Origin of the sequence: Polaribacter irgensii 23-P, assembly GCF_000153225.1 — a bacterium.
Lineage (GTDB): Bacteria > Bacteroidota > Bacteroidia > Flavobacteriales > Flavobacteriaceae > Polaribacter > Polaribacter irgensii.
The window spans coordinates 421,407-435,942 of sequence record NZ_CH724148.1 but is presented as its reverse complement, the minus strand read 5'-3'; the positions used below and the strand labels follow the sequence as shown (position 1 = coordinate 435,942).

9 protein-coding genes are annotated in these 14,536 nt (G+C 35.9%); 8 read left to right on the top strand and 1 reads right to left on the bottom strand.

Features of this window, described 5'->3' with window-relative positions; genetic code table 11:
* Positions 1-115: 115 nt before the first annotated feature.
* The 6 genes from PI23P_RS01905 to PI23P_RS01880 all read left to right on the top strand — a co-directional run bounded on the left by PI23P_RS01905 (position 116) and on the right by PI23P_RS01880 (position 10,334).
* A complete protein-coding gene (locus tag PI23P_RS01905; protein ID WP_004569020.1) occupies positions 116-3,364 on the top strand; it encodes a SusC/RagA family TonB-linked outer membrane protein in 3,249 nt (1,082 codons plus the stop codon).
* Between the two features lie 17 nt (positions 3,365-3,381).
* Complete coding sequence (locus PI23P_RS01900; RefSeq protein ID WP_004569019.1) at positions 3,382-4,872, top strand: SusD/RagB family nutrient-binding outer membrane lipoprotein; 1,491 nt, start codon at positions 3,382-3,384, stop codon at positions 4,870-4,872.
* Positions 4,873-4,886: 14 nt separating this feature from the next.
* Complete coding sequence (locus PI23P_RS01895) at positions 4,887-5,660, top strand: SGNH/GDSL hydrolase family protein (RefSeq protein WP_004569018.1); 774 nt, start codon at positions 4,887-4,889, stop codon at positions 5,658-5,660.
* A 5-nt stretch (positions 5,661-5,665) separates the two neighbouring features.
* Positions 5,666-7,150 carry an SLC13 family permease gene (locus tag PI23P_RS01890; protein ID WP_004569017.1) on the top strand — a complete coding sequence of 495 codons (1,485 nt, stop codon included), beginning with the start codon at positions 5,666-5,668 and terminating at the stop codon, positions 7,148-7,150.
* Positions 7,151-7,201: 51 nt separating this feature from the next.
* Complete coding sequence (locus tag PI23P_RS01885; protein WP_004569015.1) at positions 7,202-8,980, top strand: Ig-like domain-containing protein; 1,779 nt, start codon at positions 7,202-7,204, stop codon at positions 8,978-8,980.
* Positions 8,981-9,044: 64 nt separating this feature from the next.
* Positions 9,045-10,334 carry an Ig-like domain-containing domain gene (locus PI23P_RS01880; protein WP_004569014.1) on the top strand — a complete coding sequence of 430 codons (1,290 nt, stop codon included), beginning with the start codon at positions 9,045-9,047 and terminating at the stop codon, positions 10,332-10,334.
* Positions 10,335-10,580: 246 nt separating this feature from the next.
* Here the strand turns inward: PI23P_RS01880 and PI23P_RS01875 are convergent, their stop codons facing one another.
* The gene (locus tag PI23P_RS01875; RefSeq protein ID WP_004569012.1) at positions 10,581-12,116 is read right to left on the bottom strand and encodes a YifB family Mg chelatase-like AAA ATPase; all 1,536 of its coding nucleotides are present in this window, start codon (positions 12,114-12,116) and stop codon (positions 10,581-10,583) included.
* A gap of 253 nt (positions 12,117-12,369) precedes the next feature.
* On the opposite strand from PI23P_RS01875, the gene PI23P_RS01870 reads away from it, so the two are divergent.
* Both PI23P_RS01870 and PI23P_RS01865 read left to right on the top strand, forming a co-directional pair.
* Positions 12,370-13,647 carry a hypothetical protein gene (locus PI23P_RS01870; RefSeq protein ID WP_004569011.1) on the top strand — a complete coding sequence of 426 codons (1,278 nt, stop codon included), beginning with the start codon at positions 12,370-12,372 and terminating at the stop codon, positions 13,645-13,647.
* A gap of 10 nt (positions 13,648-13,657) precedes the next feature.
* The gene (locus PI23P_RS01865) at positions 13,658-14,509 is read left to right on the top strand and encodes an EamA family transporter (RefSeq protein ID WP_004569010.1); all 852 of its coding nucleotides are present in this window, start codon (positions 13,658-13,660) and stop codon (positions 14,507-14,509) included.
* Positions 14,510-14,536: the final 27 nt, after the last annotated feature.

Genomic DNA, 14,536 nt, shown 5'->3' with positions numbered 1-14,536 from the left:
GATTATTTTATATTATTGACAAATATTTACTTTTAAATTTAAGGTTTTCTTAATTACAAAATAATTGACACCTTCTGTTAAAAGGTAAAACTAAACTTTTAAATCCAATTTTAATATGAAAGTTATAACTAAAACTTGGTTCTTTATTTTTTTGTTTTCATTTCAAATGATACAAGCGCAGAGAACTATTAAAGGTAAAGTTACCGATGGTCAGGGCACACCAATTCCCGGAGTAAGTATTTTAGAAAGTAATATAGAAAATGGTGCAACAACAGATTTTGACGGATTGTATATAATTACATTAAAAACAGATTCAGCCAGTTTATCTTTTCGCTATTTAGGATATAAAACAATATCAATACCAGTGAATGGAGAAAATGAGATTAACGTTACTTTAGAAGAAGATAGCGTGAATTTAGACGAGATTGTGGTAACAGCTCTCGGGTTTAGTAAGAAAAAAGATAATTTAGGCTATGCAAGCTCTACAGTTAAAGGAGGAGCAGTTGTCAAATCTGGAGAAGCAAATGTACTAAACGCTTTATCTGGAAAATCTTCGGGAGTTAGAATATCTAGAAGTTCAGGAGATCCAGGAGCAGGTTCTTTTATTCAAATTAGGGGACTCTCCTCCATTACAAGGAGCAGTCAGCCGCTAATTGTTTTAGATGGGATTCCAATTAGTAATGATGTGCGAGGAAATAGTGATCGTGGGGGCGTGAGTCAGCAATCTAGATTAAATGATATCAATCCTAATGATATTGCAACCTTAACCGTTTTAAAAGGAGCTGCTGCTGCTGCACTTTGGGGAACTCAAGCATTGGGCGGTGTAATTAATATTACAACAAAATCAGGAAAATACAACAGCAAACTTTCTGTAAGTCTAAAAACTACTTACTCTTTAGATAAAATTAATGTAAGATATCCCGTTCAAACAAAATTTGGTCAAGGAGATAATGGCATCTATGATCAAAGAGCAAGAGATTCTTGGGGAGATTTAATTTCAGATAGGATTGGGGGAAATGATAACTTTAATACATCTGGAGAATTTTATGTTGGACAAAATGGAAGCTTGTATTATCCCATAATAACTAAAAATTCACAAAGCTTATTTAATGACTCTAATTTTGATCAAGTTTTTGGTAATGGTCATTTTCTAGAAAACAATTTAAGTTTAAGCGGTGGAACAGAAAAAAGCACCATATTTTTTAGTTTAAGTGACCTGGATCAAAAAGGAATTGTGAAAAATAACTCCGATTATCGCAGGTCTACAGTGCGCTTTAATGCGAAAACAAAGTTTACGGAGGCAACGAGTTTAAAAACTAGCAGTACTTACACAAGAACTGCATCAAATCGCATTCGATTAGGAGCTAATTCATCGGGATTATACCTAGGTTTGTTAAGAAACCCTGCAGATTTTGATATTTCTGGGTATCGTGGAGATTACTATGCCACTAGTGACGGTGCTCCAATTCCAAACAGACATCGTTCTTATCGAGAGCCTTTGGGAGCCGATGGCACCGCCACGTATAATAATCCACTTTGGACTATTAATGAGCAAGAAAATAAAGCTAAAGTAGATCGTTTTATTACCAATTTTGAATTTATGACCGCGCCAACAAGCTGGTTAACTTTCATCGCAAGAGCAGGAGTAGATCATTACAGTGAAACGAAATCAGAATTTATCACGCCAGGATCTGCAGCAGGGGCATTTACAGCAGGTTATATAGAGCAATCAACGACTTCAAACACCATGTTTAATTCTGACTTTATAGCAAAGACGACTTTTAATTATAAAGAGATTGTAGCGGGTAGTTTTTTAATGGGATTTAATTATAATACTAAGTCAAGAAATGTGAATGGTACAGAAGGAAGTGGTTTTATACAATTTTTAGACGTTGCTAGCGGTATTCGAGATATAGACAACACGCTGATTGAGAATACTGTGGTTGGGAGCTCATTTGGTCAAGAACGAACGGCAGGTTTATATTCCTCTTTGTCTTTTTCTGTCTTCGATATGTTTTACGTAGACAGTACGATTAGAGTCGAAAACGCATCAACATTTGGAGAAAACTCAGACAAACCATTTGTTTTTCCATCGACTTCTTTGGCATGGCAATTTTCACAATTAGATATTTTTAAAGAAAGCACTATTTTTTCTTTTGGTAAGTTAAGAGCGTCTTACGCCGAAGTGGGGGTGCAGCCAGCGCGTTACAATACGTCTAATATCTTTGTTTCACCAAGTTACAGTGATTCTCTAGGAGGCTCTTTAAATTCGGGTTTGTTCGGAAATGGATCTTTTGTGCCCAGCACTAACAGAGGAAATGCTGCTTTAAGACCAGAAAGGAAGAAAGAATTTGAATTTGGTACAGATTTAAGGTTTTTTAAAAACAAACTATCTCTTGGTTTTACCTATTTTGGAAATACTACCGAAGATGTGCTTTTAAACTTTCCAGTAGCAAATTCAACAGGATATTCATCGATTTATACCAATGGAGCCGCCATAGAAAATAAGGGAATAGAATTAGACTTAGGGTATAGAGTGTTAACAACCAATGCTTTTACTTGGTCTGTAAACGCAAATTATACTGCGGTAAAAAATAAAGTTACGGACTTAGCTGGAGCAGAATCTTTAAACTTAGGAGGCTTGTCGGCAGTGAGTTCAAGAGCTGTAGAAGGAGAAGCTTTAGGCGTTTTGTGGGGCTCTAGAACCTTAAGAAATGACGATGGTTCAATTGTCTACGATGCTTATGGTTTCCCTGAACAAGACCAATTAGAAGGCGTTATTGGAGATCCCAATCCAGATTGGCAAGGGGGGTTTACAAATACATTAAAATATAAAAAATTTAGCCTATCCGTATTAATGGAAACTTACCAAGATGCTGATATTTATGCTGGAACAAAATCTGTAATGCGAGATTTAGGAACTTGGTACGATACCGGAAACCAAGTAATCGCAGGTAGAAATTATTTTGAATCGAACGGAGATATTATCAGTATCGGAGAAACCTTTCGCGGGAATGTTAAAGACTTCGGAGCTGGACCCGTGGCATTGACCGAATCCTGGTATAATGGTGAAGGAGGTTTCTTTGGAGGAGGAAATGATGAGCTGTATATTGAAGATGGTTCTTGGACACGGCTAAGAGAAATTACCTTATCCTATGTTTGGAGATCGGATTGGTTAAAAAATGCAACAAAATTAAAATCTATTGAGTTTTCTACAACAGGAAGAAATTTAGTATTGTGGACAAATTTTGAAGGAAATGATCCAGATACGAACTTATCAGGAGTGAGTGCTGCAAGAGGAATCGATTATTTTAATAATCCAGGCACAAAGTCTTATTTGTTTAGTGCAACATTCAATCTTTAATTAATAAAAAGCATATTATGAAATTTTCATCACAGAATTTTGTTGCTCATAAGAAGAAAGAAACTGCAACATTATTAAAAGAATCACCAAAAAAACACTGTATTATGAGACCATTTATTTTACTATGCATTACTGTTTTTCTAATCCAGTCTTGCAGTGAATTGGTAGCGGATCTGAATAGCGATCCAAACAATCAAACAGCAAGCGCGTATCAAACTATTTTAACGGGAGCAGAGGTAGGTAGCATTTTATTTCAAACGGGAGAAAATGCAAGAAGAGCTGCTATTTTTGCTGGTCAATACAAAGGTATCGATAGACAACATCTAGGCTTTGATCAATATTCAGTAACCACAAGTGATTTTAATGCCTTGTGGAATGATGGATTTAATGATGCCTTAAGAAATGCAATTTCTGCAGAACAAGCTGCCGTAAGTGAAGATGTGGGTGCTGTAACTTTTGGAATTGTCCAAGTGCTACAAGCACAAACCTTTGGAACATTAGCAGCATTGTATGGGGATGTTCCTTTTGATCAGGCAGTTAAAGAGGAGTTTCCAAATCCGATGTTTGATAAACAAGTAGCCGTTTATTTAAAAACACAAAGTTTACTAGACAGGGCTATTTTAAACATAGAACAAGGAACAGGAAGACCAGCGACTGGTTCAGATATTTATTTTGACGGAAATGCACAGGCATGGCTAGAAAATGCATATACATTAAAAGCACGCTTTTATATGCACACTAAAGAGTATGATAAAGCTTATGAAGCGGCACAAAAAGGAATTAGTACATCGAATAATAGCATGCAAGGACCACACGGATCTGCAGCAGAAGACGCAAATTTAAACTATCAATTTTTTGCGATTGAGGTGCGCCAGAGTGATCTTGTTGTTTCCAACTTCATGGTAGGTTTAATGATGCCTGGGAGTTTAAACTATCGGGGCAATAGTAAAACAAATGAAAGCGGAAGAAATGATTTTTATTTTACAACAAACTCCTTAGGAGTCCAACCGAATATAACAAGTGGTTATGCCGCACAATCTGCCTCTGCAGCGATGGTTACCTATCAAGAAAATTTGCTCATATTGGCAGAAGCAGGCTATAGAACAAATGGGTTTGACGACGGACTTGCTAAGTTAAATAATTTTAGAGCTTTTATGAATGCAGGAGGATATTTGACAAATGCCACTGCTTCCAATATTCTATATGATGCGTATATCAAGGCAGATTTTAGTGCTGGGGGAATTGAGAATACCGATAATATAAGTATTGAAGATGCCCTGCTAAGAGAAATTTTAGAAGAACGATATGTTACACTTTTTGGACAGATAGAAGTTTTTAATGATACACGAAGAACTGAAAATGAGACGATTGTTAGGGTTCCTGTGCTTCCAAATGTGGGGACTAAATTACCACAGCGCTTTATTTATCCGCAATCAGAGATTGATAGAAATAGCAATGCGCCCAGTCCAATACCAGATTTCTTTGACAAAACATCTATTAATCAATAGCTTATTTTACATCTATGATTGCATCTAAAAACAGCATATATAATTTCATTTTAGTAAGTTTTCTAGCGATAATATTGCCGCTAAACCTCTTTGCTCAGGAAAAAAAACCAACAAGAGTACTTTTTGTAGGAAATAGCTTTACTTACTTTTGGAACATGCCCCAGCTGGTAAAAGCAATGGGAGCATCGCAAGGTGTTTCCTTAGAAATTCATCAATCCACTGTTGGAGGGAGTAATCTAAAACAACATTGGTTGGAGGAAAAAGGGACCCTCACAAGAAAATTTTTAAAAGAAGAACGCTGGGACTATGTAATTCTAGGAGACCATAGTTTAAGTACTATTGATACTCCTGAAAGCTTTAAGATATACGCGAAAAAGTTTTCCAAATTAGTCCGTTCTGGTGGGGCTGAGCCAATATTTTATATGACTTGGGCGTATAAATCAAATCCTTTAATGCAACCTGCTATTACCCAAGGATATACTGAACTGGCAGCTGAATTAGATGCAAGTATTATCCCAGTAGGGCCCATTTGGATGCAAGCTAGGGAACTTAGACCTGATTTGAATATGTATTTTGATGATAAACATCCTTCTACTGATGGCAGCTATTTAATTGCATTAATTGTATATAAGACACTGACTGGGAATGCAATAAATGAAATCTCAAATCGGGTCACAACAACAGACATCGATGGTGAAAAGCTCTACCTCTCCTTTGTTCTGGAAGAAAATGCATTGTTTTTTAAACAGTTAGTGACAGCCGCTGGTATTGAACCTATAAAATTATAAAAGGAATGAAATCGATACAAAAAAGTTTATTTCTAATTTCTGGACCTTTATTATTTTTAGTCATGCAGTTTTTTAGTCCTCCCACTGGTATGTCAGAAAGTGCTTATAGTTTGCTTTCTATTACTTTATGGATGGCATTGTGGTGGGTTACTGAATCTGTGCCAATTGCAGTGACCGCTTTGTTGCCTATTATTTTATTTCCAATGACCGGTTCGGTCGATTTACAAACGACAACAGCTTCCTATGGGCACAAGTATATCTTTTTATACATGGGTGGTTTTATGCTGGCGATTGCCATTGAAAAATGGAATTTACACAAGCGAATTGCATTGAATATTATCAAAATAATTGGAACTAATATTTCTAAAATAATTTTGGGATTCATGGTGGCTACTGCATTTTTATCAATGTGGATATCTAACACGGCAACTGCAGTGATGATGCTTCCTATTGCAATGTCTATTGTTGTTCAGTTACAGGACAACCCGAATACAGAAAAAAATGAAAATTTAATTTTTGGTAAAGCACTCATGTTGAGTATCGCTTACAGCGCCTCTATTGGTGGAATGGCAACTTTGATTGGTACGCCACCAAATTTAGTATTTGCTGGGTATGTTCAGGAAACCTATGGTATTGAAATTACTTTTTTACAATGGTTAAAATTTGGAGTGCCTATTGCAATTCCTTTATTAGTAATAGCGTGGTTGTATCTAACAAAATTTGCATTTAAGTTTAAGCAGAAGGAATTTCCAGGAGGAAAAGAAGAAATAAATCGTTTGTTGGTCTTGATTGGTCCAATGAAGCGAGAGGAAAAGTTCGTGTCTGTAATATTCATTTTAACTGCTTTTTGTTGGATTACGAGATCTTTTATTTTGCAAGAGTTTTTCCCTTTTATAGACGATACTATCATCGCCATGACTGCAGGAATACTGCTATTTGTAGTTTCTGCGAGTGATTCTAAAGAGCGCCTTATCAGCTGGGAAGATGCAGTGAAATTACCTTGGGGTATTATTTTATTGTTTGGTGGTGGAATGGCATTGGCCGCAGGATTTCAAATTACTGGATTGGCATCTTGGCTAGGAGCTCAAATGAACATTTTTCAGGGGCTTTCCTTATTTGTATTGGTGTTTGTGATTATCACTTTAGTGAACTTTTTTACAGAGTTTACATCCAATTTAGCTACAACTGCTATGTTGTTGCCAATTTTAGCACCCATTGCCATTTCATTAAATATCAACCCTTACATACTCATGGTGGCTTGTACGATTGCCGCATCTTGCGCATTTATGATGCCGGTAGCAACACCCCCAAATGCCGTAGTTTTTGGCTCAGGATATTTAAGAATTCCAGATATGATTAAAAGTGGTATTTGGATGAATATTATATCTATTATATTTTTATCCTTGATGGTCTACTATTTTTTACCCGTTATTTGGGGTTTTGATCCAACAGATTTTTCGGAATTTACAAATGTAAAAACACTCCCATAAGTATTTTTTAAGTACAAATAAATTTTAATAAACGTTTAAACTATTCATATCATGAGAAATATTAAAAAAATTATAATGTACATAGGGGTTCCTTTAGCATTTTTTTCTTCGATTTTATTAAGTTGTCAAGATGATGATGTCGTAATTGTTAGGGATACTGAATTAATTACCATGGCAAAAACGATTAACGAAGTCGATTTTAACGATGGTATTGAAAATATAAATACAGATGCGACCATAGTCATTGTCTTTTCACATACTTTAAACCCTGAATTATTTTCAGAAGCTTTGACATTTAAATCAGGGGCAGATGCGGTTGCCTATTCGTTGGTGTTTTCAAATACAAACTCAACAGTTACTTTTACTCCGGATAGCAAGCTACTTCATGAAACTGGATATGCGCTGCTGTTACCAGCTGGCAATTATACACTGGAAGGTAAAACCTTTGATGCACCCTTGTCATTGAATTTTATAACGGCAGCTTTTGTTCCACCAGTAGTAAGTATATCTAGTGATGTGAATGAATTGGAAGAAAATAATGCTACGGCAACTATAACTGCAAGTCTCGATAGGATTTCTCAAAAAGATGTGTCAGCAATGATAACGATTGCTGGAACTGCGATATCGGGTGTAGATTATAATATCTCTGGTAATATAAATATAACGATTCCTGCAGGAAATTTGGCTGCTGTTATCACAATAACCACGATATTGGACGATGAAAATGAAGGAAATGAAAGTATTGTTTTATCCTTGGAAGATGCGGTAAATGCAAATGGAAATTCTACGGGGCTCACAATTATTATAAAAGAAGCATTATCTGCTATCTCTTTAAAAGGAGTATTTTCTTTGACATGGGATGGTCAAGGTAGTAGCAACGAGGGAAAAGCAATTCATTTAGTAGCAAATGTAGACATTGCGGATCTAAGCATATATGGCCTTGGAGTTGCTAATAATGGCGGTGGAACCGATGGTTTAGAATATACTTTTCCTGCACAAGCAGTGACTGCAGGAGATAATATTTTGGTGGCTCGAGAGCCAGAATTAATTTCCGCTTATTTTGGTGCTTGTGTAAGCGAGTTTCAGTATGTATTGTTGGCAAACACTTCGATTAGTCAGAATGGAGACGATGCCATTGAATTATTTAGCGGTACAACAGTGATCGAAACGTATGGAGATGTAGATCTTGATGGAACTGGTGAGGCATGGGAATATACAGGTTCATGGGCCTATAAGTTTGAGGGTGTTTGGTCTTCTGGGGGAATCGATTGTTCTATTGGAGCATCTACGATGCAAACGTCAAGTTGTGTGTATCCTATTTGTACACCAGCATTATCAATTCAAGGAGTCATGGCATTACTTTGGGAAGGAAGTGGAACAAATGGAGGAAAGGCTCTGCATTTAAAAGCGCAACGAGATATTGCTGATTTAAGTATTTATAGCACGAGTATTGCGAACAACGGTGGAGGAAGTGATGGCATTGAATTTACCCTACCTGCAATTTCAGTTTCAGAAGGAGATGACATCCTTTTAGCGAGAGAGACAGCAACTCTTTCAAATTACTTTGGGTCTTGTATTACTAGTTTCGAGTATGTTATAGAAACAAGTTCATTGAATCAAAATGGGGATGATGCCATTGAACTCTATCAAGGAAACGATGTCATTGAAACGTATGGAGATGTAATTCCGGACGGAACAGGCGAGCCATGGGAATATACAGGTACATGGGCATACAAAATAAATGGGAGTTGGGTGAATGGTGCGTTAGATTGTGCTGCTGGTTCAACCAGTACGCAAAACTCTGCTTGCGTTTATCCCGCTTGTGATTAAAACAGATATTCCCTTTAAGAAGTTTAAACAAAATATAAATTCCGTTTTTTTAATAAAATAAGATATGATTACAATTAGAGAAATTTTAAAAAAGAGTACTGTGTTTGCGATTGTGCTGTGCCTGCCTTTTCTGGTTGGCTGTAGTGATGCTGATAATGATTCAATACCATTAACAATTTTATCCATCAAGGCAAATGGTGCGCCTTTGGAAATGGGATCTGTAAAAATCCCAATAAATTCAGTAATAGAGATTGCATTCTCATCAGAAATTATTCCGGCTAAATTCGAAGCATTATTTTCTGTAACAAAAGAATCTGAAGCGCTAGACTATACCATTTCATATACAAATGTTTCTTCACGTGTCACCGTAACATTAGAGCAAATGGCGACAAGTACAGCCTACAACTTAAAGATATTAGCAGGAGATTTAGGTGTAAATGGGAGTTTTTTTAATAATGAGTTGTTGGTTTCCTTTATAACAAAAACTCAAAGTAATTCTGGTGGAGGTCTCGTTATAAATGCAAATACAACGGGATCATTTGATTTTTCTCCAAAAGCACCACTAAATTTGGCGCCGATAAAGGTATTCTATCACATTCCTGCGGGAGATCTTAAAAAGATGCCGATATTAATGGCATTTCACGGTGCAGGTAGAAATGCGAGTGCACAGCGGAACTACTGGATACAGTTGGCGAATGAAAAGGGGTTTATGGTAATTGCACCAGAGTTTTCAGAGATAAATTATCCTGGTTTAGGTGATGATTATTTAATGGCTAATATTTTTGATGATGGAGACAACCCGAGTACCACTTCTTTTAATAGTTCAGAGGAATGGACGTTCTCTAGTTTAGATCCAATATTCGAAGCCGTAAAAGTGGCCGTTTCAGGGAGTCAAGAAAAATACAGTGCATGGGGCCATTCTGCAGGTGCACAGTTCTTGCATCGGTTTGCGACGTATTTGCCGAACAGCAAATTAGATGTTGCTGTTTGCTCTAACTCAGGTTGGTATACGGTGCCAGAAAACACAGTGAGCTTTCCATATGGAATTTTAAATGGTCAACTGCCGGATGAAAATATAAAAAAAGTATTTTCTAAAAAAATAATTGTTCACTTAGGTTTAAACGATACCAATCCAGACGGAGGAGTTCGAAGAAATACAGTGGTAGACTCACAGCAAGGAATACATCGCTTGGAACGCGGACGCTACTATTTTAATACGAGTAAAACACAAGCTCAAAACAGAGCAGATTCATTTAATTGGGAGTTACAAGAAGTTTCTAATATTGGCCATGATGAAGCTCTGATGGCAAATGATGCTTTCCAGTATCTGGAAGCCAGCTTGCGGGTTCATTAAAATTATTTTTTTAGCAATCAAATACTTTTAGCAATCCAAATCCTAATGGTGGCTTAATTTGTGTGCATGGTTTGGCAGCTTCAGCTTTACAGATTAGAAGGTCTAGCATGAATGGAAGAGTACTGTTAGCACCCAATTTAGTCGATTTGAGTTGGATTAAATGCTTGAAACATCAAAACTATTCACGGGTTTATCTTTTATGAAAATAGCGCGTACGGTGCTATTATTTGTCAGATTGCAGTTTGCTTAGCCCAACCAGCCTTCTCTATCTAAACTGCGATATTGTATGGCTTCTGCGATGTGGTCTGGAGAAATTTCGGTAGCAATCGCTAAATCAGCAATGGTTCGTGATACTTTTAAAATCCGATCATAAGCCCTTGCAGAAAGACTTAGTTTTTCCATGGCCGTTTTTAATAGTGTTTTGCTCTCGTTAGAGAGCATACAGAATTCTCCAAGTTGTTTTACATTCATCTGTGCATTGTAGTGCACATTTTTAAAAGCTTTAAAGCGTGAGGACTGTAATTCTCTTGCAGCGGTTACTCTTTTGCGGATTGCAGCACTAGACGCTCCTTTTATTTCTTCGGATAACTTTTCAAAAGGAACCGGGGTTACTTCGATATGCAGGTCTATTCGGTCTAATAATGGCCCAGAGATCTTACTTAAATACCGCTGCATTTCTTGCGGAGAGGAAGTTCTGGGAGCATTGGGATCATTAAAAAAGCCGCTTGGACTTGGGTTCATACTTGCCACGAGCATAAAGCTACACGGATATCGCACTGTAAATTTTGCGCGAGAGATGGTAATTTCTCGATCCTCTAAAGGTTGCCGTAATACTTCTAAAACATCCCTTTTAAATTCTGGTAGCTCATCCAAAAATAAAACGCCGTTGTGAGATAACGAAATTTCTCCAGGACGAGGATACTGTCCTCCACCAACAAGAGCAACATTTGAGATGGTGTGGTGGGGACTTCTAAAAGGGCGTTGGTACAGCAGTCCTTCATTTTTAGTATTGCCTACAACGGAATGAATTTTTGTGGTTTCTAGCGCTTCTTCCAAGGTCATCGGAGGTAGTATAGAGGGCAGTCTTTTTGCCAACATGGTTTTCCCAGATCCTGGAGGACCAATTAGAATAATGTTGTGTCCTCCAGCAGCTGCTATTTCCATACAGCGCTTTATAGATTCTTGCCCTTTTACATCCGAAAAGTCAAATTCAGGAAAATCGATATTTTTGTAAAACTCAGCTTTGCTGTCTACTTGAGTCGGAAGTATTTTCTTCTGATCATTAAAATGTTGTATTACCTCAAGTATGTTTTCAGCACCTAATATTTCTAGATCACTAACAATTGCTGCTTCTTTGGCATTTTCTTTTGGAAGGATTAAATATTTAAATCCGTCTTCTTTCGCTTTTAAAGCAATGGGCAACGCCCCGCGTATCGACTGTAAACTGCCGTCTAAGGAAAGTTCTCCCATCATCATATAAGCGGCAATGGCACTTGACTTTATTTGATTGGAGGCTGCAAGAATACCAACTGCTAATGTTAAATCATAGGCTGCACCTTCTTTACGAATGTCTGCAGGTGCCATGTTAATAATGATTTTTTTTCCGGGCAGTTTGTAGTTATTATTTTTGAGTGCAGCAGAAATTCGATAGGAGCTTTCCCGCACTGCATTGTCTGGAAGGCCCACGAGGTGATACCCAATTCCAGCATCAATATTTACTTCTACGGCAATGGTGGTGGCTTCAATGCCAAAAACGGCAGCGCCATAAACTTTTACAAGCATATTTTTTACTTAAAGATAGAGAAAAGAAAAGGAATGTTTTTTTAACGAGTTTCTGTTGCTGTTTTTCTTGCTATTTACGTATCTCAAGTACTAAAGAATGAATAAGGTTTAGAGCACTTATCACAATCATTTGAAAGCCTTTCAATGCGATATCTAGTTTTTTGGTAAAAAGCAATCCTTTTTACCAAAAAACTGATTATTATTTATTAAGTTTAGCCCAAGTCTAGACCAGCAAGACTATTTAATCAATTGTATGGGAACTGATTACGCACAAATTTTATTGGATGTTCAAAAAAAATCTAACATCGCCATTACGAACATAAGAGATGTTAAATGTTTAAAGGAGGAGATAGAGTCTTTTAAGGATTTAAAAATAGGATTTAATACATTGCGTCGCTTGTTTGGTTTTTTACAAAAGACCAAACCTACATTGGCTACTTTAAATACACTTGCAGGCTATTTAGAGTTTCGATCTTATGCGAGTTATCTCAGTAATAAATTAAATTTTGATACTTGGTATTTTCAACAAAAACTCCTTTTAATTCAGCAGAAAAAGAATCTCAATAAAGAGGATTTAACCACTTTAAAGCAAGGTTTAGAGCAGCACCAGAACATTGTGTATGTCGCATACTTTGTTGCGAATTTAATTCAGATAAATAAGCTAGGCGTATTGCATGATTTTTTTAAAAGAATAGATTTAAAAGATCGAATGGATAGTGATTTGCTAAAGTTCGCAACGATTGTTACACATAGTTTTTACGGAGTAGACCCCTCTGAAGTATATGCTATTTACAAGGGTTTAATGCCGTATGAAAGCTTTAGAATTGCAGTACCCTTCTTGTACATTGATTATTCTCATTTAAATGGGATTTATTTAGAGGTGCTTGCACTTGTAGAAGAAAACTCGAAGTGTACTTCGGATTTATTATTTGTTGGACTAATGCGATTTTATCAGCAATTTTATTCGCTGGAGTCTTTTGGGGGGCATGAAATAGAATTCCCTGAAAAATTTAATAAATTATCGCCAGTATTGAAAGGCCGGTATTTTGCTTACAAAATTATGGCTTCAAATTTTGTGGATAATGCTTTAAAAAATGCAGTATTCAAAGAATGTAAAAAAATAAAAGTGCATCTTTTTGTTGAAGAAGTTTTGCCTGCTTTAATGATAAAGGAAGAGTATGAGATACTATCTGCCCTATCCGAGAAGTATTACGAGGAGATTTTTGAATCTGCTAATTGGAGTTCAAAAACAACAAATTCCATGTACTTAGTAGCTTTAGCAACCATTAATTGGCACAAAAAAGCATTCAAAACAGCAAAAATAAATTTAGAACTAGTTGCTTTAGCGGAGGTTGAATTGAGCTATTACGATTATATATCACTCTTTTATTATTTAACAAAAATGAAAATAAGTCACGCTGAAAAGGAGACAACAGTAAATGCTATGGCTTTCTTTATGGTAACGCAATTGGTCTCCAAAACTGGATTTGTAAAATTTCTAGCAGCCTCAGAAAAATATATTTTAAAATAAATTTAGGAGTATGGTCTTTATTCTATTATCGGTTTTACTATTCTCCTATAACAATGTTTTGTGGAAAAAAAATTTAAAAGCGATTTCTATTCCTTTCTTAGTTGCTTACCGTGCTTTTTTTACAAGTACGATATCTTTGGGCATTTTATTAGTTTTTTTTACAATAGAAACGATTTCTATATCAGATTTTACCAAGATTACAATCGGCTCTTTATTTGGGGTTTTAGGTTTGTTTTGTATGTTATCAGTAATAAAAAAAGCATCGCTACAATGGTTGGGGATTTATAATTTATTAGGGGTTATTTTTACAATTTTATATGTATCGATCTTTGACTCAGTTCCAATGGTTGCTTCTGTATGTGGTGTTATCGTTATTGTTTTTGGATTTGTTTGTTTTATTCTGACCAACAAACAGACGCAATTAAAAATAAATTTTAAACAGCATTTGATATTGCTAGTAATGACTTGTAGTTATAGTTTTTCAGCAATATTACATTGGAAAAATTTAAACTCAGATTTTTCTCCTTTATTAATTATTGCAAATCAAGAATCTATTGTTTTTTTTGTTGGTTTATTTTTTACTTTTAAGAATGGCCAAGGGAGTTTATTTGAGACAGATTTAAAAGTCTTCTTTAAAAGAATAGTTGCAATGAGTTTGGTGGTGTTTTTTGCAATTTTGTTCAGTTTTCTTGGGCTAAAACAAACGAATCCTATTATCTCCAGTCTTTTATTTTTAGCCGCGCCTATAACAACTATTTTATTTAGTACTCTTTTTTTTAAAGAAAAGCTTTCCTGGAAAAATACAATCTTTATTATTATAATTTTAATGGGTGCTTTTCTATTACATTTTCAAAATGAATAGAAATTTTTTGTGATCTAATTACAAATG